This window comes from Phormidium tenue FACHB-1052, assembly GCF_014696675.1.
Taxonomy (GTDB): domain Bacteria; phylum Cyanobacteriota; class Cyanobacteriia; order Phormidesmidales; family Phormidesmidaceae; genus Nodosilinea; species Nodosilinea tenuis_A.
Map to the genome: position 1 here is coordinate 159634 of NZ_JACJQN010000011.1, position 26221 is coordinate 185854.

Genomic DNA, 26221 nt, shown 5'->3' on the forward strand with positions numbered 1-26221 from the left:
TCCTAAGGGGCGAGGGGAGCAGAGCTGTCCCTATAAACCACTCTGATTAGGCAAATGAGCAATAACAAACTTGTGAAAAACGGCGTCAACAGGGTGATGGGGGTCAACGAAGCCGCCCGCGACACCACCATTCGAACCGATTTAGCCAATCCCAGGTGGGACAGGAAAGCCACGCTGATCTATTTGGGGGCAACGATCGCCCAAATAGCCGCGATGACCGGGCTGTTGTGGGCTATGGATGTGGCCTTTCAGTACTTCAACCTGGGAGCCTTAGCGCTCTGGGTAACGACCTCGATCGCCTGTGCGTTTTTTGCCTTTGTGACGCTGCGATCGCGCCTCTTTTCTCTGCTCGACAATACCCGCAACAGCGGGCGCTACAAGTCGCTCCAGCGTCCGGGCTGGGCACCGCCGCCCCTGGCCTTCCCCATCGTGTGGATGAGTATTGCCGTGCTGCGGGTGGTGTCGGCCTACCTGGTGTGGTCGGCAATGGGGCAGACCTTTTTGAGCTGGCCGCTGATTCTCTACGTGGCGCACCTCAGCCTGGGCGACACCTGGAATACGATTTTTACGGTAGAAGGTCGCTTGGGGGCGGCGGTGCCGATGGTGATAGTGGGGCCGCTGCTGTCGGTAGTGGTGGTCACGGTCGGCTATTTTCAGGTAGTGCCATTGGCGGGATGGATTATTTTGCCGTCGCTGGTGTGGCTGGCGATCGCCACCGCCCTCTGCATCAGCCTATGGCAATTGAATGGCCAAGAACCTTTGTATCCAGTCGTGTCCAGAGCCGAGTCGTAGGGTGCATCCGCGCAGCGATGCACCATTTAGCTTGATCTACTCCAGATTCTTCGTCACCGCTGCCATAGGCTAGGCTAGCCACAATGAATGCTAACGACGCCGAGGATTCTGTTCTTCTCCCCTGGTGAAAGCACCCATGGTCACCCTTGAGCTACGCCAAATTGAGGTACCCCTGGGCAAGAGCCTGGTGCTGCGCGACGTGAGCTGGGCCGAGTTCGAAGCCATTTTGGCTGAACTGGGAAACCACCGCAGCACCCGCATCGCCTACGACGACGGATTCTTGGAAATTATGGCCCCTCTGCCGGAGCACGAGTATTTCAAGCAAACGATTAGCACTGCCATTGAGGATATGGCCGAGGTATTAGAACAAGATTACGAGTGCTACGGCTCTACCACCTGGCGACGCGAGGCTCAGCAGGCAGGCATCGAACTCGACAACTGTTTTTACTTTCAAAACGAGGCGCTGGTGCGCGGCAAGCTGGAGTTTGATCTAGAGCGCGACCCGCCCCCCGATCTCGCCCTCGAAGTCGATCTCACCAGCAAATCCCTCGATCGCTTCCCAATTTACGCGCGGCTGGGCGTGCCAGAAACCTGGTGCTACGACAGCGGTGTACTGACGATTTATTTGCTGGAAGGCGATCGCTACGAGGTCTCAGAGCAAAGCCGAGTGTTTCCCACGCTGGATATTCTCGCCCTGCCTCAGCTAATTGAATCGCAGCGATCGGCGGGGCGGTTGGCCCTGCGGCGAGCCGTGAGGAACTGGGTAAAAGAGCAATCGCAGGGTGCATAACGTTAGGGTTGCATGACCTCTCTGGTCAAGCCAATCTTCTCGCCAAGCTCGAACACGTTTTCGGTAAACTCGTTGACGTTGCCAGAAAAGGTGGCGGCTCCCCCAGCCAGGGTGGCGGCGGCTGTTCCTGCCGCGATCAGCCGTTGGAGGCGTTTGCCAAGGCGTTTTGGTTCTGGTTCTGGCTTGCTGAGATCGCTTTCTAGGTCATCCAGCTCCATGAGAACATCTGCTTTTTGCTCTTCTGGAAACGCCTGAGATAATTCACGAAGAGACGTTAGCAGACGCACGACATCGTCAGAATTTTGACCGTAGTTGTTGATAATTCCACCGACATTATTACCTTGAACTTGAATGGTTTCGGCAAACCCGCCCGCAAACTGAGCGCCGCGCATGTCATATTTGGGAACTTTCTGCTCATTAGCCATTGTTTCTACAACCTTTGATAATCGAGTTCGTTCTTGTCGCTCAACGTTAAGAAAATCTCTGATGTCTTCTAGATGAGCGCCTTGTAGTCGGAGCTTCTGCTCATATTGAGCTTCGAGAGCGGCGAGCTGATAGGCGTAGCGCTGCTTAACCTCTGTTTCAATCGCTGCCTTATCGACCTCAGCCTCTACCTCTAACCGCACGACAAAGGCATCGCCCTTGCTTTCCATCGCCTGAATTGAGATGTCTTCGTCAGGGCGACTGTCTCGTAGATCTTGGAAGGATTGGAAAAAAGCTTGCCAGTCAATGCCCTCGGTGAAAGTGATGTCGATGGTTTCGAGCGCGCTGGCGATAATTTGAAATCGCTGCGTAAATTCGCCTGGGGTAAATGTGCTCCCAGGGGCGATGGGAAGACGACTGGAGAATTGCCCAGTTTGCTGGTCATAGGTGCGAAAAATGTAATCGCATTTAACATCTTCAAGGACGGTTGAGCTACCCATTTGCCAGTCGGCTATGCAGGCTCCTGTGAGTTTGCTCTGGGTGAGATTGGCATAGAGAATTTGAGACGCGTTGAGGTTGGCATGGCTGAGGTCGGCGTTGCTGAGATTAGCGTTGCTGAGGTTAGCGCTGCTCAGGTTGGCTTTGCTGAGGTTGGCATTGATTAAGTAGGCGTTGCTGAGACTAGCTTTGCTGAGGTTGGCCTGGCTGAGATCGGCGTAGCTGAGGTCAACATTGCTCAGGATGGCGTAGCTAAGCTGAGCCTGGTTGAGAACGGCGTAGCTGAGGGCCGCATCGCTGAGGTTGGTGTTGTTGAGAACGGCGTCACTGAGGTTGGCATTGCTGAGGTTAGCATTGCTCAGGTTGGCATTGCTCAGGTTGGCATTGCTCAGGTTGGCGTTACTGAGATTGGCATTGCTCAGGTTAGCGTTGCTTAAGTTGACATTGCTCAAGTAGGCGTTGCTGAGGTCGGCATCACTGAGGTTGGCACCACTAAGGTCATCAAACCAGAGGGATATCTCAATTCTGGGATTTTGCTTTCTCCAGGCATTCCAGACCTCACTCCCCTGCCTGAGCAAGGTGACTTGGGTTGCATTTGCCATGGTCGTTGAGCCTGTATCTTCTCAACCTAGACTAAGCGTTTCGCCGATCGGTTCCCCAACCCGCTTTGGCTTCAGGGCTGAGTTGGGGATGGAGATGGTGATAATCGAGCAGCAAAACATTGACTGTGGCTACTTCGCTAGGCTTGTTTAATCACCGCACAGGCGATGCGATCGCCCGAACCGCCGATGGGCTGCGAATAGTGATCATCTTTATCGGTGTGGATGATCAGCGCTGTGCCATCGTCATCCAGCAGTTTGGCCGCCCCAGAGTCTAGGGCAACGATGTCGCTGTACAGCTCGACTTCAACCGTGCCATCGGCAGCGACTACCAGGTTGGGCAAATTGCCTTCGTGGGGGCCATCGGGGTTGCGAAACCCATGGGGCGTATTGAAAGGATTCACGTGCCCGCCCGCCGACTTGAAGGCCGCCAAATCTGAACAGTCACCTACGGCGTGAAAGTGCATACCGTGATAGCCGGGGGGTAAATCTTTGGCCTGAATATTCACCAACACCCCTTTGTGCCCCTGCTCAACCTGCACCGTGCCGATGGCGTTGCCGTTGTTGTCAATCAAGTCAGCCTGGGCAATGAGCGCATCGGCCAAGGCGGGGCGAGCCAGCAGGGTCAGGGCACCCAGGCACAGAGCCAAACAAAAAAGCTGAAATCGATTGAGGAAGGCAAGCATAGGTCTATCCGTAGCATCTGCGGTAGATCTTAAAGGATTGGATTGCTGGGTGACGGCGACCGCCTACGCTTTGCAAGCTTCCGTGGTAAAACTTAAGCATTGCTATGCTGGTCAAAACGAGACGGCTGATCGGCTTGCTTAGAGGGGCTAAACGGGTTGGCCTAGCCTCGATCGCACTACTGTCGGGATGGAATGATGCAAATTCTCCACGGCACCTGGATACCGCAGCCCGCTACCAACTTTGTGCAAGCAGGGGCTTTTTATCTGTGGGTAGAAACGGAGGCGAAAAGCCGCCGCCGTTTGTCGTCAGAGACCCACCCCTGCCACCTGTCAGAACCCGACTTAGTCACCGTTCTCACTGATGAGCTAGGGCTGAAGTCCCCCGATCGCCGCCCTTTCTCTGCCTCCATCACCCCGCGCACATTCCTGTTGCCCACAGTAGAGGGGCAGCCGCTCCCTTCTTTAGAGTTATCTCGCTACCTGGAAGTAGAAACCCCAGACAGCTTTGACTGGCAATTCTGGCAGATCGATTGCTATCAACTCCCTGTTCTGGCCGACGTAATTAGCCTGCTGAAAAATCTGCACTTTCTGGCCGTCTACAACCTGGCGGAGGTGCAACTGGGGGCCGATCTGCTGTTTTGGTACCACTATACCCAGGCTTTTAAGCAGGTCATTCTGCGCGATCAATACATTCCTGCGCTGAAGTATCGGCAGGTTGCGGCTGCGAAGGCATCTGCAGGACGCAAGGCAGCAGGGACGAAGACCACCAAAAAACAGACGGTAAAACCAGAGCCAGGGTTTGAGATTTATTCGGGGTGGGAGATCGTTGGCGATCGCTACCACGAGCACATCCAAACCTATATCGACTACATGCCCCTGCTCTGCGCCGCCGGGTTTGAGGAACCGCCCGCCGCACCTACCTTCTACGATCGCACCACTCTTCTCCGCCACTTTTCAGAATGCTTTGTGGATGATCTGGTGCGGGGCACGGCAATGCCCCAAAACTACCTAAAAACCATTGAGAACACGCTGATTCAGGACTGTTTGCAGGTCAAGACTCCTGGCAAATCGGCGGCAGATCTGGAGCGCTATCAGCAGTGGCAGGGATGGCGCGATCGCATCGTTCGTACCCAAACCGACCAGACCTTCTATCTGTACTTTCATCTGCAAGACCCGTTCAAACCAGAAGATCCCTGGCAGCTTCAGTTTCAGGTTTCTCCCAAACACGACCCCTCCCTCAGAGTCTCTTTGGATGACTACTGGCGCATGCGCCCCAAGCAGCAGACCCAGGTCAAAGTTCAAATGGGAGATGGGTTTGAACAAAACTTACTCATGAACCTGGGCTATGCCGCCCGAATCTACCCGGATCTGTGGCGTGGTCTGGAGACGGACGAGCCCGTCGGCATCCACCTCAATCTCGACACCGCCTTCACCTTTCTAAAAGAATCCGCCTGGGTGCTCGAAGACGCGGGCTACAAAGTCATTGTCCCCGCCTGGTGGACGCCCAAGGGTCGCCAGCGAGCCAAGGTGCGGTTGCGGGCCAAGGGCAAATCAATCAGCGGCGGCGACAAATCCAAAGGCTACTTTTCCTACGACACCCTGGTGCAATATCAGTACGATCTGGCGATCGGCGACCAGCCCGTCACCGAGCAGGAGTGGCAACAGCTTGTCAATGCCAAGTCGCCCCTGGTCAAATTTCGCGGCCAGTGGATGGAGCTAGACCAAGACAAAATGCAGCAGATGCTGGAGTTTTGGCAGCAGCAGCAGGCCGAAAACCCTGAGATGAGCCTGCTCGACTTTATGCGCCTGACCAGCGGCGAAGCCGACGACAGCCTAGAGGTGGAGTTCGATCGCGACGATGCCCTGGCCACCATGCTCACCCAGCTCAGCGACAAAACCCGCCTCGAACTCACCCCCGACCCCGACCAGCTCCAGGGCAATCTGCGCGACTACCAAAAGCGCGGCCTCTCCTGGCTGCACTATTTAGAAAATCTGGGCCTGAACGGGTGCCTAGCCGACGACATGGGCCTGGGCAAAACCATTCAGGTGATCGCCCGCCTGATTCAAGAGCGAGAAGAAGCGGCCCAGCCCATTCCTCCCACGCTGCTGATTGCGCCGACTTCTGTGGTCGGCAACTGGTACCACGAGATCCAAAAGTTTGCGCCGCACCTGCGGGCGGTGGTACACCACGGTGGAGAACGGAATCAGGATACCAAAGCCTTCAAAGCCCTCTGCCGCGACCACGATGTGGTGATCACCTCCTTCACCCTGGCCCGCAAAGACGCCAAGCTGCTAGAGGGTGTCACCTGGCACCGCATCGTGCTCGACGAAGCTCAGAATATCAAAAACCCCAAAACCGCCCAGACCAAGGCCATCCTCAAGCTCAACGCCAACCACCGCCTCGCCCTCACCGGCACCCCGGTCGAAAACCGCCTGATGGATCTGTGGTCGATCTTCAACTTCCTCAACCCCGGCTACCTGGGCACCCAGAGCCAGTTTCGCAAACAGTTCGAGCTGCCCATCCAAAAAGAAAACAGCCCTGCCCGCTCCGCCACCCTCAAAAAGTTGGTAGAACCCTTCATTCTGCGGCGGCTCAAAACTGACCAGTCGATCATCAAAGATCTGCCCGACAAGGTGGAGCAAAAGCTGTTCTGCAACCTCACCCCTGAGCAGGCCTCCCTCTACGAAGCGGTGCTCAAGGATGTTACCGAACAGCTCGAAACCAGCGAGGGCATTCAGCGCAAGGGGCTGATTCTCGCTACATTGACCAAGCTAAAGCAAATCTGCAACCACCCCCGCCAGTTTTTGCAGGATGAGAGTGAGTTCTCGCCGGAGCGATCGCACAAACTCAGCCGTCTGCTCGAAATGCTTGACGAAGTGGTAGCCGAAGGCGAAAGCGCCCTGGTCTTTAGCCAGTTTCGTGAAATTGGCGACGCCCTAGAGCACCACCTGCGGCACACCTGCCACTACAACACCTATTACATCCACGGCGGCACCAACCGCAAAAAACGCGAGCAGATGATCGCTGATTTCCAGAACCCCGACACCGAGCCCGCTATCTTTGTACTGTCGCTGAAGGCTGCTGGGGTGGGCATCACCCTTACCCAGGCTAACCACGTCTTCCACTTCGATCGCTGGTGGAACCCCGCCGTCGAAGACCAGGCCACCGATCGCGCCTTCCGCATTGGCCAAAAGAAAAATGTCTTCGTCCACAAGTTCGTGGCCATGGGCACGCTGGAAGAACGCATCGACCAGATGATTGAGGATAAGAAAAAACTGGCGGGTGCGATCGTTGGAGCAGATGAATCGTGGCTGACAGAGCTAGACAACGACGCCTTTAAACAACTGATCGCCCTCAACAAAAGCGCCATTATGGATTGATGTGGCCATGGCTGACACGTTCTATTCCTCACTCATTGTCTATTCAGTGGGTCTGCTAGGATGGTCGCTTAGAGCCATACAGTCTCCATGACCGCTTCTCGCCCTATCCACCTACCTGTAGAGTCTTCAAGCCCCTACGACCAGGACTATCTGAACTGGTTGACTGAAACCGCCAGACTGTTGCGTAGTGGTCAGTTGAGTGAGATTGATGTGGTCAACCTGGCGGAAGAACTCGACGATATGGGGCGCAGCGAAAAGCGGGCGGTAGAGAGCAATTTAGAAGTCCTTCTCCGGCATTTGTTGAAGTACCAGTACCAGCCCGATCGCCGCTCCAATAGCTGGCGATTCACAATTTTGGAACACCGCGATCGCATCGACAAAGCCTTTCGCGATAGCCCCAGCCTAAAGCCCTACGTTGACAGCATCTTTGCTGACTGCTACACCCTAGCCCGCAAAAAAGCAGCGGTCGAGACTGGTCTACCTACCGAAACTTTTCCCGAAGCCAACCCATTCAGCCTCGAAGCGACTCTCAACCCTGATTTTCTGCCCGACGCGTAGGCTCACTTACAATAAAGCCAGCACTGGAAGCTAGCGATGGCAAATTTTAGCCGCACCTGGTGGGGAAAGAGGTTTATTGATGCGATCGAGCGCCTCACCGACTCGGGCCGATTGCAGCGGGGGCGCTCCTACGCCAGCGGCGGCAAGGTCAAAAGCTTTGAGATCGACGGTGGCTTGGTCACGGCCAAGGTGCGCGGGTCGGTGAACCCGTACTTTGGGGTGACTAAAGAACCGCTGTATACAACCACCATCGACTTTACGCCGATTAGCAAAGCCAAGTGGGCCGCTGCGATCGCCCTCATCGCCTCCAAAGCCAGCCTAATCTCCCGGCTGCTGCTCAACGAAATCCCCGACAACATCGAAGACAGCTTCAAAACCCTGGGGCTGAACCTGCTGCCCGCCAGCGCCAAAGACTTTAAGACCAAATGCTCGTGCCCCGACTACAGCAACCCCTGCAAACACATCGCCGGGGTCTATTACCTAATCGCCGCCGAACTCGATCGCGATCCCTTCCTATTATTTGAGCTGCGGGGATTGCCCAGGGAAGAGTTTAAAGCCGAGCTAGCCAAGTCGCCCTTAGGGCAGGCGCTTTCAGCAGAACTCTCGGCCCAGCAGCGTCCCCCCGACGCTGTAGAGCACTACTACACCCAGCCCCAGACCGTAGAAGCGTCGTCCCCCAGCCTGAAGGAGTTTTGGCAGGGGGAAAAGCGATTGCCTCAAACTATTGAGGTAGCTACACCGTCAGCAGTGCCAGCCATTTTGGTCAAAAAGCAGGGCGATTTCCCCGCCTTTTGGAGTCGCGATAACTCGTTCATCGAAGCGATGGAGAGTCTGTATGATCGCGTCCGCAGCAAAAACAAAGACCGCCTGTAGAACGTGGGTGGGCACTGCCCACCACCTAGTCTGTGCCATTCAGACTGGAATTCTAGCCTGCACTGCCTCTACACAGCTCCAGCAAAGATCGCCACGGGCACCCGCTTATAAGCCGGAGTCCCCGCCCTGGGTTCAATCCGCGCCTTCATCAGCACGTTTGCTTCGGGGTAAAACATCAGTGCCGCACCCGATCGCACCTCCCCAAAAATAATCTCAATACCGTCAAGCTGGCCCGCATCCCCCCGCACGCTCACCCGCTGGTGCTGTACAAAGCCGACCCGCTCAGCATCCAAAGGATTCATCAAAATGCAGTAGCGGTGGGGCATGCCCCGATACTCGTCGGCTTCTTTATAGACCACAGTGTTGTGTTGGCCGTAGCTGCGACCGGTGATCAGCGCCAGCACCAGGGCGGGATGCTGGCCATCTAACGAATTTGGGGGCAGGCCAAAATCTTGCAGCGTCGGCAGCGTCAGGTCGGGCAGCGGCGTCGGCTGCATTTCGGCCTTTCCCGAAGGTGTGGGGAATTTGGGTTCTAGAAAGATGCGCCCACCAATGGTGAACTCGGCGTTGGTATCGTCAATCTCGCCAATTTTTTCGTAGCCGGGAATGGTTTGGGCGATGAGCTGGCGCACGTAGCGGGTATCGTGCAGCCGTCGCCAGTCGATGGGTTGGTCGCCGTGGAGGCTGTGGGCCAGCTCCGCTAAAAAGTCGATCTCTGTTACCAGGTCGGCCCCCTTTAGGTGGGTTTTGCCGGGGCTATTAAGCCGCACAAAGTTGTTGCCCGACTCGACGGTGGTCTTGTGGGGGTTCTCGAAGCGGGCGTAGACGGGCACGATGATCGTGTTTTGCCGCGCCAGCCCGTGGAAGTGGCCCTGGTTGGGCTTGGTAGCCAGGTAGATAATCGTGTCGATGTTGCCGAGGGCGCGTTTGGCCTGGGTCAGGTCGGGGTTGGCGGCGTAGAGGTTGCCCCCCAGGCACAGCAGGGTATCGACTTCACCGCGATCGCTCGCTTCAATCAGGGCGCGGGCGTCGTAGCCCGGTTCGCGTTTGAGCGGTTTGCCCAGCAGTTTCTCCAGCGCTTCGCGAATGCTGTCTTTAAGGTGAGCCATTACACCCATCGAGCCAAAGCCCTGCACGTTGGAGTGGCCGCGAATGGGCATCAGGCCCGCGCCGGGTTTGCCCACGTTGCCGGTCATTAGGGCGGTGTTGGCGATGCTGTAGATGTTGTCAACGCTGTTGGCCTGGTGGGTGATACCCATCGCCCAGGCAAAGACGACGTTCTGGCTGCTGTGGATCATCTCCGCAGCGGCAATAATCTCCGTCAGCGTGAGGCCACAGGTGGCGACGATCGCCTCCCACCCGGTAGCGGCCACCTGGTCGATCACATCCTGCCAGTTCTCAGTGTGGGCCTTGAGGTAGTCAAACTGCACCCAGCCCCGCTCTAGCAGCACCTTCTGAATGCCGACGAACAGGGCCAGGTCGCTGCCCGGTAATGGCTGCAAAAACAGCGAGGCAATCTCTTCGCCCTGCACCAGCCGCAGCGGGTGGGCTGGGGAGCCAAACTTGGCCAGACCCACCTCTCTAACCGGGTTAATGACAAGGACTTTGCCGCCGCGATCGCGCAGTTCAATCAGCTCATTCATCAGTCGGGGATGGTTGGCGGGGGCGTTTGACCCCACCAGCACCACGCAGTCGGCCTGGCGCAGGCTCTCCAAGCTGACCAGCGAAGTGCCGGTGCCAAAGACTTTGTTGAGGCTGACGGTGGAGGGGGCATGGCACAGGTCAGAACAGTCGGCCAGGTTGTTGGAGCCGATCGCCCGCACCATGAGCTGCAACAGAAAGGCCGCCTCGTTGGACGATCGCCCCGAACTGTAGGAGGCCACCCGCTCTGGCGGCAGCAAAAAGCCAGCGGTGGTCAGCCGGTAGATCTCGTCCCAGGTGATCGGTTCATAGTGATCAGACCCGGCGCGGCGAATCACCGGAAAGCTGAGGCGACCGAGGCGATCGGCCTCGCGGGAGGTGAGCGCTTGCAGTTCTGCGATGGTGTGGCGGGCGAAGAAATGGTCGCTCAGGCCCGGTTGCAGCTCCGACGAAATGGCCTGCACGCTCTTCATGCAGCGCTGTAGTGGTTCTTCTAGCTCGTTGATAAAGCCGCCGTTTTGCCCCCCGGTGCCCCAGGCGCACGACAGGCAGGCGCTCTTGTGAAACAGCGTTTTCCAAATCTGCGGCCCCTGGGGGGAAAGGGTCTTTTGTGCCCAATATTGAATGATCGGCAGACCGCCGCCAACCGCAGGAGCAGGGATAGACTCGTCTTCAACGCCGGGGTTTGCTGTGGCTGGGTGCGTTTCGGCGGGCGATGGTGCGTCGCTATCGGGGTGAGTGCGATCGGTCATGTTGCAGGTCTCTCTACAGCTGCTATGCAACAACTATAGCGAGAGGGCCAGAGGCAGGTATGTAAGCCTAAAGATAGACAGTCGGGTACAATGATTTATTGTGTTGCTTGTCTAATTATTCTGTCGGATGTTCTCGTAGCGCATATTTACAGCAGCCGGTGGCATCTATCTCTGCAAATACCTCGATTTTGGGATAGAAATCTTGAGCGTAAAAAGTACGGGGAAACGAGCTCATTAAAGACCTAATTTGAGACTTAGTGAATTTTTGCGGGATCTTCCAAACGGCCCCATGCGCATACTCAGGAATAACGTAAATCATATCGAGCTTGTGCAGCAAGCGAATGGTCTGCTTTTTGTCAGACACCGATATTATTGTTAGATCATGGAAGTGAGATTTGAAGCCAGCCTCATAGGCGGCGAAATCACGCTCTAAACCATAACCTGAGCCGAATTCAAGCACTCGTCCATCTTCTCGCTCGACAAAGAACCCATTATTTCCGATGAGCCCGTCGTCCCAGTCGCCAGATGCAAAATAAGCTTTGCTTTGATAATAGAAATACCAGCCATATGGCTTCTCGATGGTTGCATCCTCGAACAAAGCGCAGTCTGATCCTATTTTGTTGAGTGCAATTTGCTTGGCTTCTTCAAACGTAATCATAATTCCTATGATATGCAACTGAGCCGCGGGCAAGCAACGCGACTATGTATAAAGTATCAGTTAATAGATTGGGTTGAGCTAGCGATCGCGATCGCGTAGGGTGTGTTTTGCGCTCAGCGTCTCCTTGAGGAGAAACTCAACACCTGCCGCTGAGATTGTTGGGTTTGCTTCGTCAACCTAACCTACAAGAGATCTGCGATCGCATTCAATTTGGTTCAGCCCATCGGACGAACCCATGTACATACCGTTATACTTGTGCGCCTGGGGAGGGCGATTGCGAAAAGTGTGGCAATTCCTCATTCAGGCAAACCCAAGGGGCCGCGCTTGATGTCCAAATGTCTAGCGCAGGGGAGAAATCGCTTTGGTCGTCAAATGTTGTAAAGCGTATGGATATGAAATCTGGCATCGCTTCGCCGGTTGTGAACAAGGGACTACCGCAGTTCGAGCAGAAGCTTCGTGTGGTCTGAGCGCCACTTGACGCGCGAACAGAATATTCTTTTGGTGAGCCGGTGACTTTGATGGATTTTGTTGATACGACTACGCCAGATGCGAACGGTGCTCCGCTGGATAGTTGGCAATCACTGCAATGACAATTCAGCATTGCCAAAGGCGCACTGTGACACTCGTAGCGTATGGCACCGCAAGCGCAGCCGCCTGAAAATGGAACATTCATAAAAGACCTCTTTGCTTGGCTCTCTGTGAAATTTAGTTAGTAGGTTTGGGTTGAGCTAGCATTTGTGAAGCATCTCCCTTAGGAGAAAAACCAACATCTGCTGCTGAGATTGTTGGGTTTCCTTCGTCAACCTAACCCACAGAAGATCTGCGATCGCGCTTCATAGTCCAACCAAAACGAATTGTTAGACTGCAAGCACCTAGAAATCTTCTTCTGAAATCGTGTGCATCTGCACGTTACTACTGCTCACATTGTATAGAGCTAACGTTAATCTACTAAACTGAATCTCACTCTCTGTTGGCACCTCCTCAAGATTAAACGCATCGGTACGTAAAAAAGCTCCTGAATTTAGATCACGATATCTAACTTCAAAATTCCCTGCTCTTATGTTCTCAACCGTAAATACGTCCTTAGCACGGACAAAGAAGACTCGTACTGGTCTTGGAGAGGGAGTATCAAGGGAAAATAACTTTATAAATACGTCTGAGTCATTTTTTGAATTGTCAACGGTTAGAGATGAATAACCGTCTGTAAATTCCTGTGAATATCCATCTATGTAATCTGACGTTGATGGAAAAGAAGATCCATTATCTGCAACAGCCGGGCGAACAACAGATGGTGGGCTTGGTGAAGAAGGAGCTGTCTGAGACAGCGTTGGTACTGAGGGACTTGAACTAGGAACTATCCTTATAAGCAATTCGACTACTCCAAACAACGCACCTAAAAGAGCAATGGCGACAATATAGACATTTCTCACTTGCCGCCAATTTAGAGGTACTCTTGTGACGAGATACTCGCTCGCCTTAAAAACCACGATATTTAACGAACTTCCGATAGGAACTACTCTAAAAGAACCTAAGGGGATAATCGGTATATCGATTAGGACGAACCATTCAGTTGTGATAAACGATCCGTCTTCTAACAGATCTCTCTTTCCGTAGTATTTTGTTCCAATTCTATAGAAAGTAGATGGCATGGCGATGTAAATGGCATAGCGACTCTTACTTAAACACAAGTTTGACCTCCATCTACAGAAACTTGTGTATAATTTCAACTTATCTTCAAACTTTCTTCATCAGCAATTCTGAAATATTGTTTAATAGATAACTTTGCAACTACTTAACACAGACTGCTGAGAGATTATCTTCAAGCACTCTTTCAATCAAAGTCTTTAGCGGTCTAAGTATGAGTTAAGTTGGGCATGAAAAGGTAGGTTGGGTGAAACGGAGTGAAACCCGACACCAAACTAGGCTTTGTTGGATTCTGCTGAGCGCCATCCAGTTAGTAGGTTGGGTTGAGCTAGCGAAACCCAACACTCACCGTTAATTTAGCACCCCACCTGCCTATCCTAGGTTTATTCCCGATGGGCAATTCCTATGCAATACCGTCGTGCCAAAACGGCTGGTGCCACTTATTTTTTCACTGTCGTTACTTTCAATCGCCAGCACCTATTTAAAACCGACGCAACTATTCAGCTTCTTTGACACGCCTTTTACACTGTCAAACAGCGCTACTCTTTTGACATTAATGCCATTGTCCTTTTACCCGATCATCCCCATGTATTTGGACATTGCCCGAAGACGACGCTAATTTCTCTATGCGCTGGCGGCTGGTCAAAACTTACTTCAGTCGGCATTGCCCAGAAAAACACAAATGTTATCGCTCGTTAGCTCGTTTGAAGAAACAGGAACAGGCTATCTGGCAACGGCGATTTTGGGAACACCAGATTCGTAATGAAGGAGACTTTGAACGGCATGTTGATTATATTCATTACAATCTAGTGAGTCACCAGTTAGTAGATGCCCCTTGTAACTGGCCTTATTCGAGCTTCCGTCGTTATGTTGAGCAGGGGGTTTACCCAAACGATTGGGGAGCTGGTAGAGAAATCACTTTTCAAGACACAGTGGGTTGGGAATAAAATTTTTTAGAATTGTTGGGTTTCGCAGCTAACCCAACTAGCGCGTCCAGATCAATCTGTAGGTTGGTGTTGAGGCTCGGTGAAACCCAACATATCCTCGACTGAGTTAGGTTTTCATTTTGTTCAACTGGAATTGTTGGGTTTCGCTGGCTCAACCCAACCTACAGGAGATCTGCGATCGCGCTTTTGTCTCTTGAATGTATTTAGCGCGACAGTTTCCCGTTAAACGATTTTCTGATTTCATTCAAAATCTTTTCATATTCCAGCTTGTATTTGTGATTCTCTCTTATCTGCCAATCAACTTCTTCTTCAAAATTTTCGATCCCGAAATCATCAACAATTTCTTCCAAGCCTTGTTTTGAACGAATGTTTACTAAACGAGTTTTGCCTAGCCGAAACTGACTGAAGGCGCGTAGTACCACGTTTAAATGGCTAAGATCTTCTTCCTCAAAGAAAATTTCACCTTCGTGAGCTGTCTGCTTTGCGGATCTCAGTTGATTAGCAAAGTTAAGAAGATTATCTTCACTTGCACGCTCCCATAGGTCATCTCCAGCTAATCTTAATGCTTGTAAACTTTTCCAAACGTTACAGTAAGCTTCAAATTGAGAGTTAGCATAAGCCTGTTTTGGATTGGTAATACCAATTTGTTGTGAAAAGAAAGCAAATTGTTCAATAAGAGTAGCTTGATTACCGACAAACTGTTGAATTGTGATATTGCCACCTGCATTTAACGCTTGAGCAGCTAGACCACTTGTAGGATTCATTCCAGAAGTGTTTGAAGGAAGATCTTCTTGTGCGTTGCTACTGGACAAAATTACATCATCTCTAGCTCTAATGTTTTCTGCATCAATACCTTGTCCAGTTCTCTCATCTGCCACAAATCTTCCTTCTCGGCTTGTTACACCCTTAGCTTTAATGCCACCTCTGTAACCTAAAATGTTTGGACTTTCTGTCTTGAGACTTAACCAATACCCAGCTAGCAAACCAACAATCGCGAATAGAACCATCCATAAAATCGTTCGATCATTAAATTTCTCACTAATCGCTCGCTGCTGAATAGCCGCAGCAATCAAGTTGAGAATAACATTAACAATAGCGCCAATAAAAAGACCAAGAACTGGGTATGTATATTTTTCTTGCATAAACTAACATCGGAACTGTGTTTGAATATTAACAAAGATAACTACACATGCATCAGAACTCTGCAATGCAGATTCCTTAAATTACCTTTCAACTTGTCTGTCTAGTTATATATTAAGTGTCATATTCGCTGGATGAGACCCTCCACAATCGGCATTATCTGTTAGATCTGCGGGATAACACCCGGTTCTTAAGAAATTAAACATCAAATCTGCTGGATAAGCCTGGCGTTTCGGGGTTTTATTCAGTAGGTTTGAGGCTTAAGCAGGGAGATTGGGGGTATTGTCCGTCAAAAGTGCTGGATAATATCCCCAAATTAGGGTTTATCCAGCATTTGCTAATGCCAGTACCGCAGTCCCCTAATTGGTCAAAGAAGGAAAGCGATTCTCCTCACGCCTTTTCACTACGGTTGACGAGTTGCTTTTGCACTAGTACACTCATCCACTAAGCCGTTCGACCAGAGCGGTTGCCACACAGAACTCGAAAACTTTGGCGCTGCCGGAAGGTGCGGCTAACACCAACCGACAGCTAACCCCGCAAATCTAACGGGCAGATTGCGAGGCTAGGGAGATCGTACCCTAGTCACTCCAGTTTGCACTTCAACTGCGGGTGGCTAGGGTTTTCGCGTTCTGTTTTCCTCACCCTTCCACCCCTTGCGGGGGCAGGGCTTGCTCACCGCAACCAAAAAAGGAAACAGAACCGATGTTTGAATATCTCGAACCTAGCGATCATGATGAGTCTGAGGTTGATCCAGGGACCGGGTCCCTGCCGCTGCCACCCAGGTCTGGAGCTATTAACAAAGGGACCCGGTCCCTAAACCCCGAGAAAGTGCGCCACCTGCTCTATGGCAGTTTGGCCGCCATCGATCGCACCATCAAAATCCTCCACTCCCTCGGCTACGCCAACCCCAACGACTGGAGCGATCCCATCCCCGTGCCACCGAGCAGTGCCGCAGCAACCGACCACCCCAACCAATGGATGGTGATCATGACCAAGACCCTACTCATTGAGTAGCAGCTCCCAAAGAGACCGAGTGCCTGCTGTTGCTAGCAACGTCTTGGGTCAAGACAACAGGCACCCGGTCGCTAAACGCAAACTGGCACAGCTGTTTAACGATCAGCGCCCTGTGATCGTTAAACACAGCCCTGTGATCGTTAAACTGGCACAGCTGTTTAGCAAACTGGCATAGCTGTTTAGCGATCATCACTCGCTGATCGTTAAACACAGCCCTGTGCTCGTTAAACTGGCACATCTGTTTGATAATTTCACTCCACAACTTAGCTCTGTGCAGGCTACAGCAATCCCTCTGCCCTGCGTTGGCTAGTTTCACTCCGCCATTTGACCGAGGTTTGGCAAAAACCTCCTGTTTCTGGTGCGATCGCAAATTCACCGGGCAGCATTACCTCATGAGACTACGCCGTACCGATCAAAGAGTTGAACTTGCAGCTCTACGGCCCAAAATTCCTGAAAATCTGGCCTCAAGGCCAAAAACTCAAAAAACATCAAACTCCTAAACATAATGAGGTAACTATCATGGCTATTGTTGATACCAGCCGCCGTCTACCAACCCGCTCCATACTGCAAGACATCGAGGCATACGAAGGGCTTGCCGCCGTCCGAGAGTACACCGCCCGTCGCCCAGAAGCTTCCGCCGAGGTGCTGCAAGCTAATCTAAAAGCCATGCAGGCCAAGCAGCAAAAAGAAACCGAAATGCTGGCCCTAGCCAAAGCGGCTGCCGACGAAGCACGCCAAGCCGAGTGGGAATTCCACAATGGCGTAATGGCCATGAAAGCAAACGTACGAGGTACATTTGGCCCCGACAGCCACGAAGCCCAGTCGGTCGGCTATAAGAAAAAATCCGATCGCAAACGTCCCCGTCGCCGCACAGCGGCTTAACGACTGGTGCTCCCGCTTTAGCCTTGCTAATCAAAGAACCCCGACTTCTTCAAAAAGCCGGGGTTCTTTGGGTTTAACATAGTGCAGCGTCAAGCTTAACTTTTTGGGTCTTGTAGTAGGGTGCATAACGCTCAGGCGAGGCTCCGCCAACGCAAAGCCATGCACCATGCAGGGGCTAAAAATCATCAATTAAGCCACTCAGGCGAGCCAAAACGGGATCTTCAGGCACCTCTTCAACTTCTTCTGCGTAGTGCACATCGTCTGAGACTGGCTGGGGAAAACTTGGGACAGCAGAACCAGAGCCAGCCAGATGAACCACCTGAAGAGACAACTGCGCCAGTTGAGCCTCCAACCGCTCTAATCGGTTTTTCTCTTGGGCAAAAAAACGCTGCTCTACACTGAGCAGCTGAGCCTCAAGGCTCTCGATGCGTTTGTCTGTTGATGGTTGACTAGGGTAAGAGTGATTACTCAGCAAAAGCTGGTGGAGCGCTTCTTTGCACAGGCCGCTAAAACTCAAGCCCGGCTGTCTATCTAGCTCAGCCTTTATAGCCGCTAATAGATGTTGATCAAGCTCACTTTGACGAAAAAGAACCAACTTCTTCGTCTGGCGTAACCACTTCAATACCATCATTCTCATCCTGAAACCATGGTGCCACCCACTGGTCAAAATCCCTTCCCAATCGACGCAGAGTTTGCTTTCCTAAAACACTCATTCCAGCAAGCAAAATCAACATTCGATTAGGAAGAGATTAGGCACGGCTAACGCCCAAATCAAAAAGCCTAAGCTGTCGCACGGGCCGCACGGGCTCCTGCCACCTGGGCTTCTCCATAAATATACTGCCCTAGGGCATTAGCCTGACGGCTCGGCGTAGCGAGGTGGGCATTGATCTTGGCCTCTTTCAGCAAGCGCTGAATATCTTCCCAAAAGAACTCGCCGCCACCACCCGTGAGAATGACATCTGTAACCCGCTCCGGCAGCCAGGCCAACAGTCGGTTGCACATCTCCCGAGAAAAATTCTCTTTGAGGTTAGGCAAGATATCGTCTAAGTTAGTGGGCCGATTGGCTCCCCGCGGACGGTAGAAGCGCTCCCCTTTAGGCTGGTTTACAGCCGCGATTAACGCCAAAGACTGGCTATCGGCTCCCTCAATTTGAGATGCGACCTGCTCATAAAACTGGCTCATGGCAAATGCTTCACTTCTAGAAACGCCACGCGCAAATCTGAAGTTATCAACCATGATGCAGTCTGTGGTTTGATGCCCAATATCCACGATCGCAACCGGCAGCTTAGTAAAGTCAATGTTGATGTCTTTCTTCTCTTGCACCTCATTCCAGAGAATGCTGCCATACCCTTCGGGCATGACCCAAACCTTATTGATGGTGATAGTGATCGGTTCACCCCGATAGCTCATCACATGAGGCCCCAACAGCAAGCTCATTAGCTGCTCTTTCTCGCGCTCAAACTGATCTTGAGAATGATAGGGCAGTCCCAAAACTACCGAGATCTCATCTCGCATTTGAAAGTAACCGACACAGGCCAAGACCTTGACCAAAGCATCGTTGACTTTAGACTGGCCAACCCCTAAATTCGCACCAAAATCTTCTGCGAGCTGTCCCATGGCATAGCCGCTGCCCTGATAAACCATCCAAATGTCAGATAGAGGATCCGTTGCACGGGCCTCGAACGCGCCTCCCTGCACCTGTTCTATCGACAAGTGTTTGACATTCGCCGGAATGAAGACAACACCATTCGGATCACGGCTGATAGAAGTTTTTGTAGAGGTGCGCCCCAAATCAACACTGAGAATGGATTTGGACGACACAATGTTTTCCTTAGGTGCTGCGGCGTCGCCTGTGGTTCTCACGGGCGAGGTCTGGTTCATCGGTATAGAAGCAGCTTGTGACATGGTCATTGATTCTGAACCCTTTATCGATCATCACAAAAACCACCAACCTCACACCCCCGCAGCAAAGCTAAGTCAAAGACCTCTAAGGACTTTGACGGGGATCAGGTTTTAGACTTGATGGCTAACTGTCCAAGACTCCTAAATCGACAAAGTGTTCCAGAAAAAGTTTTTCTTTTAAAAGCAGCACTTTAGTATTAAAATACCAAGCATCTAAACAACTTTGTATATAGCCTGCTTGTCAGTAACCTCTATCATCAACAGGTCAAAAAGATCACAGAGATTCTCCGTTAAGGCCTATAATCTCTATGTTCTATGCCTATTTGCTCAATCTCTGCAAACATCTATCCGGTGACAGAATAAGCAAAACTGATGATTCTACCAATACCTTGTATACATTAATTAGTTCACAGCTTCGACAAATCTAAAATAAATCTGAGGTTTGAGCGAGCCTGGGCAAGCATAGTTTCTCTCGATAAAAAAGAGTCCCGGCTAATGCAATTAACCGAGACTCTTTTTGTTTACCTCAAAGCAGACCCAATACGGGCTGCCTTAACAGATTTAGTAGTCGAAGTCGCCGCCCATGCCAGCGCCTGCGCCAGCGGCAGGAGCCTTAGGCTCGGGCTTATCGACCACGATGCACTCGGTGGTCAGCACCATCGAGGCGATCGAGGCCGCGTTTTGCAGGCCAGATCGGGTCACCTTAGCGGGGTCAACAATGCCAGCCTCGAACATGTCGACAAACTGGTTGTTGGCCGCGTCGTAACCGATGTTGAAGTCCTTCTCCTTCACCTGCTCAACGATGACAGCACCGTTGAAGCCCGCATTCTCAGCAATGCGGCTAAGGGGGGCGGTGAGGGCGCGGGTGACGATTTGGGCACCCAGCAGCTCTTCGCCGCTGAGGTTGTCGCTGGCCCAAGCTTCGAGCTGAGGGGCCAGGTGAGCCAGAGTGGTGCCGCCGCCAGGGACGATGCCTTCTTCAACCGCCGCTTTGGTGGCGTTGATGGCGTCTTCGAGGCGCAGCTTGCGGTCTTTCATCTCGGTTTCGGTGGCGGCACCGACCTTGATTACAGCCACACCGCCGGAGAGCTTAGCCAAGCGCTCTTGCAGCTTCTCTTTGTCGTAGGTCGAGTCGGTCTCCTCGATCTGGCGACGGATCTGCTCGCAGCGAGCCTTGACCTGCTGCTCGTTGCCTTCAGCGACGACGGTGGTGGTGTCTTTGGTGATGGTGAGGCGACGGGCGCTGCCCAGCATGTCAACCTTCACGTTGTCGAGCTTGAGGCCGGTGTCTTCAGAGATTACTTGGCCGCCGGTGAGCACGGCGATGTCTTCGAGCATGGCTTTGCGGCGATCGCCAAACCCAGGCGCTTTCACCGCCGCCACGTTCAGCACACCGCGCATGCGGTTCACGACCAGGGTAGCCAGGGCCTCTTTCTCAATGTCCTCAGCGATGATCATCAGGGGCTTGCCGGAGCGGGCCACTTGCTCTAACACGGGCACTAGATCCTGCACCAGGGCAATTTTTTTGTCGGTGATCAGAATGTAGGGCTCATCGAGCACTGCTTCCATGCGCTCGGTGTCGGTGACGAAGTAGGGCGACAGGTAGCCCTTGTCGAAGCGCATCCCTTCGGTGACCTCCAGTTCGGTGGTCATCGACTTGCCTTCTTCTAGGGAGATGACGCCTTCGCGACCGACTTTATCCATGGCGTTGGCAATCATTTGGCCAACTTCGTCGTCGTTGCCAGCGGAGATAGCACCGACCTGGGCGATGGACTTGGAGTCACCGACGGGACGAGCGTGCTCGGCAATTTTCTCAACCAGAAAGGCGGTGGCTTTGTCGATGCCGCGCTTCAGCGAAATGGCATTGGCCCCAGCGGCGACGTTGCGTAGGCCTTCTTTGACGATCGCATGGCCCAGCACCGTAGCGGTGGTGGTGCCGTCACCAGCGGCGTCGTTAGTTTTAGAGGCCGCCTGGCGCAGCAGCGACACAGCGGTATTTTCAATATGATCGTCTAGCTCAATTTCTTTGGCGATGGTGATGCCGTCGTTGACGATTTGGGGCGCGCCGTACTTTTTCTCGAGCACCACGTTGCGGCCTTTGGGGCCGAGGGTAACGGCCACGGCTTCAGCCAAAATGTCGAAGCCACGCTCCAGGGCGCGACGGGCATCTTCGTTGTAGGTGATCGTTTTAGCCATTGGTAAATAATCCTCCCAACAAAAGGTGAATTGTTGACTAACTGCGTTTAGTTGAAGTTTGTAGGGTGTGTTAGGCAAAGCCGTAACGCACCAGGTTTGTTTTGCAGGGATGTTTCGAGTGGATGAGACATCGCCTTGAGGTGCTTTCCGGGCGGTGCATTGCTAGCGCGGATGCACCTTACGGGTTGAGCTGCGATCGCTCCGGTGAATGGTGGGCACTGCCCACCCTACCTAGCCAAAATCGCAAATCCAAAATTGACTTAGCCGAGGGCAGCCAGAATGTCGGACTCGCGCAGCAGCACGTAGTCATCAGTGCCAAGCTTGATGTCGGTACCGGCGTACTTGGAGTAGAGCACCTTGTCGCCGACCTTGACTTCCACCGGCTGGAACGAGCCGTTGTCATCGCGCTTGCCGGGGCCGACCTGCACCACTTCGCCCACCTGGGGCTTTTCCTTAGCGGTGTCGGGTAGCAAAATGCCGCCAGCAGTTTTTTCTTCGGCTTCGCTGACTTTGACCAAAATGCGATCGCCCAGAGGCTTCACAGTAGACACACTCAGGGTGACTGCGGCCATAACGTACCTCCAAAGGTTTGCTTAGTAGACGTTTGAGTAATTCAGAATGCGTTAGCACTCGCGCATCCTGAGTGCTAATTTAGCCGCCAGAAAGTTCTCTCCGCAATTCTCTGGGAGGTGTGGTTTGCCGAACTTAAAGGTGGGGAGTTAGGGGTGGATGGGTGGATGAGTTTAACGAAGTGAAGGCGTAAACCGGCAAAAGAGTCATGGGACCGGGTCGCCCATCCACCCATCCACCCCTTACCCATCCACTCCCCACTCACCCCTGCCATTCCCCAAACACAATCGACTGCGCCGCTTTCCCAATCCGCCCCAGGTCTTCGTCAAGCAGCGGTGGCCAGGTGACTCCGGTTTTTTGCCCCTGGGCGTAGAGCTGGCGGCTCTCATAGGAGAGGATGAAAAGGGCTTTGGTGAGGGTGCGATCGAGGGTGGGTTCGTTCTTGAGGCCTTCAAACAGCGCTTTGAGGGCGAGCAGCAGAGAGGTGACCTGCCCCGGCACGGGTGGTTTGCCCTGGCGTAGACAGGCGATAAAGGTATCGGGCAGGTCTTCGCTGGTGCCAAGGGTTTGGCGGACGACAAATTCGCGAGAGGTTTCAAAATCCATAGGGTTAACGGTAGCTGAATAGGGTGATTTAGCCCCGCGTGTGCTGATGGTTGCGGCTGAGTCGACGCTAAGTTTGCCCCAGTTTACCGTCTGGTCGGATTTCAGCAGCATGGAACTGTAGAACGGTGTCTTCCTTCAGTTGATAAGGCGTCACAGTATGCGGGCAAGCTGAGCGTAACTGGCGATCGCCCGTTGTTCACCCAAACCTACACAGGTGCGTATGACCATCCCTTCTCCACTGGCAGCTCCTTTGGCGGTTCCTTTTGTCGATTTGACCTGGCAGCATGGGCCGTTGCAGGAGGCCATTCAGGGGGTAATTAATGCCGTCATCATCCAGGGAGACTTTGTGCTAGGCCAGGCCTTGGCCGATTTTGAGGCGAACTTTGCTTTGGCCTGCGGTACTCAGTTTGGCGTCGGGGTAGGCTGCGGCACCGACGCGATCGCCCTGGGTCTGATTGCCTGCGGCGTTGCCCCCGGCGATGAGGTGATTTTGCCCGCCAACACCTTTGTGGCGACGCTGATGGGGGTGCTGCGATCGGGGGCAACGCCTGTGTTTGTAGACTGCGATCGCGCCACCGCCCTGATCGATCTCGACGCTGCCGCGCGCGCCATTACCCCCCGCACCCGTGCCATTGTGCCCGTCCACCTCTATGGCCAAATGGTCTCGCCCCAGGGATTGCTGGATCTGGCCCACCGCCACCGGCTGATTATTTTTGAAGATGCGGCTCAGGCCCACCTGGCCCAGCGCGAGGGCTACACCGCTGGTAGCATCGGCCTTGGGGCTGCCTTTAGCTTTTACCCCAGCAAGAATCTCGGCGCTTTAGGCGACGGTGGCATGTTTGTCACCGGCGATCAGTTGATTGCGGGGATGGCGCGATCGCTACGCAACTACGGAGCCACCAGCAAGTACTACCACACCGAACCCCTGGGTACCAACAGCCGGTTAGACACCCTGCAAGCCGCCGTGCTCAACGTCAAATTACCCCACCTGGCAGGGTGGAATCGGGCGAGATATGCGATCGCCCAACACTACGATCGCCGCCTCGCCCCCCTGGTTGAGCACGGCATCCTTCCCATAGGCAACGGCGCTGGCCCCGGCCATGTCTACCACCTCTACGTGGTGCGCATCACCGACACCTGCCCCATCAGCCGTGCCAATCTCCAGACCCAATTCACCACCGCTGGCATTCAAACCGGCATCCACTACCCCATCCCCTGCCACCTGCAACCCGCCTTTAGCGCCCTCGGCTATGGCCTCGGCAGCTTCCCTCAAGCCGAAGCCCTCAGCCAAGAGATTCTCTCCTTACCGATGTACCCCGGCATGACTCTAGAGCAGGTCGATTACGTCGTAGACGCTATGGTTGAAGCAGTCACCGCCGCTAGATCTGTCGGTGTTTTGCAAGCCGTGAATGGGTGAAGAAAAGTTTTAAGTTTTGAATTTTGAGTTTTGAATTAAAGCCAGAACTCAAAATTCAAAACCAAACACTCAAAACTCCCCACCTCCCTCATCCTCCCCACCTCCCCCATGCCCTCCCTCCGCCGCTACCTCACTCCCCCCTGGGCGATCGCCGCGCTCCTGGCTATCCTCTACGGGCCGCTGCTGCTCCACTGGGTCGATGGGTGGCTAAACAAGTCCATCAGCATTCAGCACGAGTACTTTAGCCATGGGCTGTTGGGGCTGCCCTTTGCCGCCTATATCGCCTGGGGTAAGCGCCAGGCCTGGGCTGAATTGCCCAATCGCTGTCATCCTCTGGGTCTAGGGTTGGTAGGGCTGGCGGCTCTGATGTACCTCACCCATCTGCCTGACTGGATGAATCTATCGCTGCCAGTGATGCTAGTGGGGCTGTGTCTGAGCTTGAAATCGATTGCGGGGCTGCGTTTGCAAGCGATTTCTCTCATTTTGGTGGCGCTGGCCACGCCAAACCAGCTGCCCTACCTAATTGAGCCTTACATTTTGCCTTTGCAGCGGTTGATTGCGTCGGTGGCGGGGTTCTTGCTGGTGCAGCTCGGCGTTCCGGTGACGGTCGAGACTATTTACCTGTTCGTGAATGGTCAAACAGTAGAGGTTGCCCCCCACTGCGCCGGGCTTAAGATGCTGTTTACCAGCCTCTACGTCGCCCTGATGCTGGCCTACTGGACTGGGGCCTACACATCGCGACTGAGAACCGTCCTCTTCGTTGGCGGAACGGTGGCCATTAGCGTGGTGGGCAACATTCTCCGCAACACGTTTTTGAGTTACTTCCACGGCACGGGGCGCGATGGCGCGTTTGATTGGCTGCACGAGAGCTGGGGCGGTGACCTCTACTCGGCCCTAATGTTGCTCACTATCATTTTGCTGCTGCGGCTGATTCAAGATCGGGTGCCCGATCGCCTCAATCTGGCGGTGCAGTCGCCGTCATCGTCGGTGTAGATCTGTTGTTTGTGGAATGCGATCGCTTCTATGACCCCTCGACCTTCGTCTGTTAGCCTGCTCCCCAGCCGCTGGGTCAACTTAGCTTTGGTGGCTGTGCTTGCTGCTCTGGCGGGGATGGCGATTTTGCCTGCCTACCTGAACGGGCAGTGGCCCTGGGCCAACAGCCCCCAGGTCGCCCAGATCGATCAGCTCCGCGCCCTGCAAAAAGAAGGGTTGGCTCTGCCCGGCTGGCAGCAAACCACCGTTGAGCCCGTCCCGATCAACCGCCAAACCTGGACATTGGCGGAGTATCGGGCAGATTCCCCTGAGGCCCAATCAGCCCCGGTGCAGCAGTTTGCGGTGTTGCTGCACCCCCAGCCTTGGCACAGCAACCAGCCTCAGCTAGAGTGGATCGATCTGGCCGGGTCGCAAAAATGGCGTATTGAGTCGCGGCGCAGGCTCAAGGTTACCTCTGCCCAGACTGGGCCGGTAGAGGCCAGGTTTTTTCGGGCCTGGGGCGATCGCCAAAGCTTTGCGATCGTGCAGTGGTATGCCCTGCCCAGCGGCGGCCATCCGTCGCCCAGCCACTGGTTTTGGGCCAACCAGTGGTCTCAGCTCACCCAGCGCCAACTCACCCCCTGGGTGGCGGTGAGTCTGCTGCTGCCCATGGAGCCGTTGGGCACAATGGATGCCTACCAACCCCTGGCTGAAAACTTAACCGGGCTAATTCAGCAACAGATCACCGCCGCTGTCTTCAACGCTTAGGCAGGTTCAATTAGCAGGGTGTTGCCCTGGCGATCGATTGGGCGAATGGCGTCGCCAGCCTGAAAGCTGTAGCTTGCCAGGGCAGCGCGAGCTGTCCAATACACGCCGTTGACGCGCACGACCCACTCCGAACCCGGCTGCTCCACAGAGTGAATCACCCCAACGCCGGGATAAAATTTGCCTTCTAGCATGGCTCTGATTGGTGTATTTAAGATAGTCATGGCAAATGTGCCTCCTTTTCTCCCCTCGCTCATAAGTGAAGGTAGAAAGCAATGTGTGACACATGTAGTACGTTACGTAATAAAAACGCTCACCCTGCGAGGATGAGCGTTTAAGGATCAGGGTTAAATTTTGGGGCGTTGCTGATCATCAGTATGATTTGCCCCCCTAGCCCCCCAATTCTGGGGGGAACCAGACGACTTCAAAGCCCCCCAAAATTGGGGGGTTGGGGGGCCGATGCAGTAACTGTTGCTTTTACAGATTCATTCCTCAATTCAGCAACGCCAATTTTG

Annotated in this window: 24 protein-coding genes; 11 read left to right on the forward strand and 13 right to left on the reverse strand. The window is 53.7% G+C overall.

Translation table 11 applies throughout. The features are described from left to right. Nucleotides 1–54: 54 nt before the first annotated feature. Together H6G07_RS16100 and H6G07_RS16105 are read left to right on the forward strand one after the other, a co-directional pair. Nucleotides 55–792: a TspO/MBR family protein gene (locus tag H6G07_RS16100; protein WP_084173225.1), complete on the forward strand. Its 738-nt coding sequence runs from the start codon at nt 55–57 to the stop codon at nt 790–792. A gap of 136 nt (nt 793–928) precedes the next feature. Continuing rightward, nucleotides 929–1582 carry a Uma2 family endonuclease gene (locus tag H6G07_RS16105; protein WP_073609184.1) on the forward strand — a complete coding sequence of 218 codons (654 nt, stop codon included), beginning with the start codon at nt 929–931 and terminating at the stop codon, nt 1580–1582. A gap of 2 nt (nt 1583–1584) precedes the next feature. On the opposite strand, the gene H6G07_RS16110 is transcribed toward H6G07_RS16105, so the two are convergent. Next, nucleotides 1585–3105, reverse strand: a complete 1521-nt coding sequence (locus H6G07_RS16110; protein ID WP_073609048.1) for a pentapeptide repeat-containing protein — start codon at nt 3103–3105, stop codon at nt 1585–1587. A 137-nt stretch (nt 3106–3242) separates the two neighbouring features. Further along, entirely contained in the window at nt 3243–3788 is a 546-nt protein-coding gene (locus H6G07_RS16115; protein ID WP_073609047.1) for a superoxide dismutase family protein, read from the reverse strand. A 195-nt stretch (nt 3789–3983) separates the two neighbouring features. Here H6G07_RS16115 and H6G07_RS16120 point away from each other — a divergent pair, with 195 nt between their 5' ends. From H6G07_RS16120 to H6G07_RS16130, 3 genes are all read left to right on the forward strand, one after another. Further along, nucleotides 3984–7169 (forward strand): DEAD/DEAH box helicase, encoded by a 3186-nt coding sequence (locus H6G07_RS16120; protein WP_073609183.1) that lies wholly within the window; start codon nt 3984–3986, stop codon nt 7167–7169. Nucleotides 7170–7256: 87 nt separating this feature from the next. Beyond that, a complete protein-coding gene (locus H6G07_RS16125; protein ID WP_073609046.1) occupies nt 7257–7727 on the forward strand; it encodes a DUF29 domain-containing protein in 471 nt (156 codons plus the stop codon). Nucleotides 7728–7763: 36 nt separating this feature from the next. Next, complete coding sequence (locus H6G07_RS16130) at nt 7764–8600, forward strand: SWIM zinc finger family protein (RefSeq protein ID WP_073609045.1); 837 nt, start codon at nt 7764–7766, stop codon at nt 8598–8600. Nucleotides 8601–8668: 68 nt separating this feature from the next. Here the strand turns inward: H6G07_RS16130 and H6G07_RS16135 are convergent, their stop codons facing one another. From H6G07_RS16135 to H6G07_RS16150, 4 genes are all read right to left on the reverse strand, one after another. Then, entirely contained in the window at nt 8669–10993 is a 2325-nt protein-coding gene (locus tag H6G07_RS16135) for an FdhF/YdeP family oxidoreductase (protein WP_084173224.1), read from the reverse strand. Between the two features lie 115 nt (nt 10994–11108). Further along, nucleotides 11109–11651, reverse strand: coding sequence for a YrhB domain-containing protein (locus tag H6G07_RS16140; protein ID WP_073609044.1), 543 nt, complete (start codon nt 11649–11651; stop codon nt 11109–11111). A gap of 247 nt (nt 11652–11898) precedes the next feature. Then, on the reverse strand, nt 11899–12324 hold the full coding sequence (locus tag H6G07_RS27115) for a GFA family protein (protein WP_073609043.1): 426 nt from the start codon (nt 12322–12324) through the stop codon (nt 11899–11901). Between the two features lie 199 nt (nt 12325–12523). Then, complete coding sequence (locus tag H6G07_RS16150) at nt 12524–13300, reverse strand: hypothetical protein (RefSeq protein ID WP_139297068.1); 777 nt, start codon at nt 13298–13300, stop codon at nt 12524–12526. A gap of 594 nt (nt 13301–13894) precedes the next feature. On the opposite strand from H6G07_RS16150, the gene H6G07_RS26475 reads away from it, so the two are divergent. Then, the gene (locus tag H6G07_RS26475; protein ID WP_242026820.1) at nt 13895–14242 is read left to right on the forward strand and encodes an REP-associated tyrosine transposase; all 348 of its coding nucleotides are present in this window, start codon (nt 13895–13897) and stop codon (nt 14240–14242) included. 203 nt (nt 14243–14445) lie between these two features. Here H6G07_RS26475 and H6G07_RS16160 read toward each other — a convergent pair whose 3' ends face one another. Further along, nucleotides 14446–15384 carry a hypothetical protein gene (locus tag H6G07_RS16160; RefSeq protein WP_073609042.1) on the reverse strand — a complete coding sequence of 313 codons (939 nt, stop codon included), beginning with the start codon at nt 15382–15384 and terminating at the stop codon, nt 14446–14448. An 826-nt stretch (nt 15385–16210) separates the two neighbouring features. Between H6G07_RS16160 and H6G07_RS26090 the strand changes: the two genes are divergently transcribed. Further along, complete coding sequence (locus H6G07_RS26090) at nt 16211–16396, forward strand: hypothetical protein (RefSeq protein ID WP_199312146.1); 186 nt, start codon at nt 16211–16213, stop codon at nt 16394–16396. A gap of 519 nt (nt 16397–16915) precedes the next feature. Further along, the gene (locus H6G07_RS16170) at nt 16916–17278 is read left to right on the forward strand and encodes a hypothetical protein (RefSeq protein WP_073609039.1); all 363 of its coding nucleotides are present in this window, start codon (nt 16916–16918) and stop codon (nt 17276–17278) included. Nucleotides 17279–17453: 175 nt separating this feature from the next. Here the strand turns inward: H6G07_RS16170 and fcmC are convergent, their stop codons facing one another. The 5 genes from fcmC to H6G07_RS16195 all read right to left on the reverse strand — a co-directional run bounded on the left by fcmC (nt 17454) and on the right by H6G07_RS16195 (nt 22552). Beyond that, nucleotides 17454–17906: a filament morphology membrane protein FcmC gene (gene fcmC / locus H6G07_RS16175; RefSeq protein ID WP_073609181.1), complete on the reverse strand. Its 453-nt coding sequence runs from the start codon at nt 17904–17906 to the stop codon at nt 17454–17456. 152 nt (nt 17907–18058) lie between these two features. After that, nucleotides 18059–19189, reverse strand: coding sequence for a filament morphology actin-like protein FcmB (gene fcmB, locus H6G07_RS16180; protein WP_073609038.1), 1131 nt, complete (start codon nt 19187–19189; stop codon nt 18059–18061). A 552-nt stretch (nt 19190–19741) separates the two neighbouring features. After that, entirely contained in the window at nt 19742–21376 is a 1635-nt protein-coding gene (gene groL / locus H6G07_RS16185; RefSeq protein WP_073609037.1) for a chaperonin GroEL, read from the reverse strand. 260 nt (nt 21377–21636) lie between these two features. After that, complete coding sequence (gene groES / locus H6G07_RS16190; RefSeq protein WP_073609036.1) at nt 21637–21948, reverse strand: co-chaperone GroES; 312 nt, start codon at nt 21946–21948, stop codon at nt 21637–21639. Between the two features lie 259 nt (nt 21949–22207). Next, the gene (locus H6G07_RS16195; RefSeq protein ID WP_073609180.1) at nt 22208–22552 is read right to left on the reverse strand and encodes a Dethiobiotin synthetase; all 345 of its coding nucleotides are present in this window, start codon (nt 22550–22552) and stop codon (nt 22208–22210) included. Between the two features lie 220 nt (nt 22553–22772). On the opposite strand from H6G07_RS16195, the gene H6G07_RS16200 reads away from it, so the two are divergent. From H6G07_RS16200 to H6G07_RS16210, 3 genes are all read left to right on the forward strand, one after another. Continuing rightward, nucleotides 22773–23969 carry a DegT/DnrJ/EryC1/StrS family aminotransferase gene (locus H6G07_RS16200; RefSeq protein WP_073609035.1) on the forward strand — a complete coding sequence of 399 codons (1197 nt, stop codon included), beginning with the start codon at nt 22773–22775 and terminating at the stop codon, nt 23967–23969. Between the two features lie 108 nt (nt 23970–24077). Further along, complete coding sequence (gene crtB / locus H6G07_RS16205) at nt 24078–24962, forward strand: cyanoexosortase B (protein ID WP_073609034.1); 885 nt, start codon at nt 24078–24080, stop codon at nt 24960–24962. A 30-nt stretch (nt 24963–24992) separates the two neighbouring features. Continuing rightward, nucleotides 24993–25709, forward strand: a complete 717-nt coding sequence (locus H6G07_RS16210; RefSeq protein ID WP_084173222.1) for a cyanoexosortase B system-associated protein — start codon at nt 24993–24995, stop codon at nt 25707–25709. On the opposite strand, the gene H6G07_RS16215 is transcribed toward H6G07_RS16210, so the two are convergent. Next, nucleotides 25706–25930 carry an NfeD family protein gene (locus H6G07_RS16215; protein WP_139297067.1) on the reverse strand — a complete coding sequence of 75 codons (225 nt, stop codon included), beginning with the start codon at nt 25928–25930 and terminating at the stop codon, nt 25706–25708. The two genes, H6G07_RS16210 and H6G07_RS16215, sit on opposite strands and share 4 nt — an antisense overlap. Between the last annotated feature and the right edge of the window lie 291 nt (nt 25931–26221).

Coding starts and splice junctions, on each gene's coding strand:
- H6G07_RS16100 (WP_084173225.1), top strand. CDS start 55: ATGAGCAATAACAAACTTGTGAAAAACGGCGTCAACAGGGTGATGGGG.
- H6G07_RS16105 (WP_073609184.1), top strand. CDS start 929: ATGGTCACCCTTGAGCTACGCCAAATTGAGGTACCCCTGGGCAAGAGC.
- H6G07_RS16110 (WP_073609048.1), bottom strand. CDS start 3,105: ATGGCAAATGCAACCCAAGTCACCTTGCTCAGGCAGGGGAGTGAGGTC.
- H6G07_RS16115 (WP_073609047.1), bottom strand. CDS start 3,788: ATGCTTGCCTTCCTCAATCGATTTCAGCTTTTTTGTTTGGCTCTGTGC.
- H6G07_RS16120 (WP_073609183.1), top strand. CDS start 3,984: ATGCAAATTCTCCACGGCACCTGGATACCGCAGCCCGCTACCAACTTT.
- H6G07_RS16125 (WP_073609046.1), top strand. CDS start 7,257: ATGACCGCTTCTCGCCCTATCCACCTACCTGTAGAGTCTTCAAGCCCC.
- H6G07_RS16130 (WP_073609045.1), top strand. CDS start 7,764: ATGGCAAATTTTAGCCGCACCTGGTGGGGAAAGAGGTTTATTGATGCG.
- H6G07_RS16135 (WP_084173224.1), bottom strand. CDS start 10,993: ATGACCGATCGCACTCACCCCGATAGCGACGCACCATCGCCCGCCGAA.
- H6G07_RS16140 (WP_073609044.1), bottom strand. CDS start 11,651: ATGATTACGTTTGAAGAAGCCAAGCAAATTGCACTCAACAAAATAGGA.
- H6G07_RS27115 (WP_073609043.1), bottom strand. CDS start 12,324: ATGAATGTTCCATTTTCAGGCGGCTGCGCTTGCGGTGCCATACGCTAC.
- H6G07_RS16150 (WP_139297068.1), bottom strand. CDS start 13,300: ATGCCATCTACTTTCTATAGAATTGGAACAAAATACTACGGAAAGAGA.
- H6G07_RS16160 (WP_073609042.1), bottom strand. CDS start 15,384: ATGCAAGAAAAATATACATACCCAGTTCTTGGTCTTTTTATTGGCGCT.
- H6G07_RS16170 (WP_073609039.1), top strand. CDS start 16,916: ATGGCTATTGTTGATACCAGCCGCCGTCTACCAACCCGCTCCATACTG.
- fcmC (WP_073609181.1), bottom strand. CDS start 17,906: ATGGTATTGAAGTGGTTACGCCAGACGAAGAAGTTGGTTCTTTTTCGT.
- fcmB (WP_073609038.1), bottom strand. CDS start 19,189: ATGACCATGTCACAAGCTGCTTCTATACCGATGAACCAGACCTCGCCC.
- groL (WP_073609037.1), bottom strand. CDS start 21,376: ATGGCTAAAACGATCACCTACAACGAAGATGCCCGTCGCGCCCTGGAG.
- groES (WP_073609036.1), bottom strand. CDS start 21,948: ATGGCCGCAGTCACCCTGAGTGTGTCTACTGTGAAGCCTCTGGGCGAT.
- H6G07_RS16195 (WP_073609180.1), bottom strand. CDS start 22,552: ATGGATTTTGAAACCTCTCGCGAATTTGTCGTCCGCCAAACCCTTGGC.
- H6G07_RS16200 (WP_073609035.1), top strand. CDS start 22,773: ATGACCATCCCTTCTCCACTGGCAGCTCCTTTGGCGGTTCCTTTTGTC.
- crtB (WP_073609034.1), top strand. CDS start 24,078: ATGCCCTCCCTCCGCCGCTACCTCACTCCCCCCTGGGCGATCGCCGCG.
- H6G07_RS16210 (WP_084173222.1), top strand. CDS start 24,993: ATGACCCCTCGACCTTCGTCTGTTAGCCTGCTCCCCAGCCGCTGGGTC.
- H6G07_RS16215 (WP_139297067.1), bottom strand. CDS start 25,930: ATGACTATCTTAAATACACCAATCAGAGCCATGCTAGAAGGCAAATTT.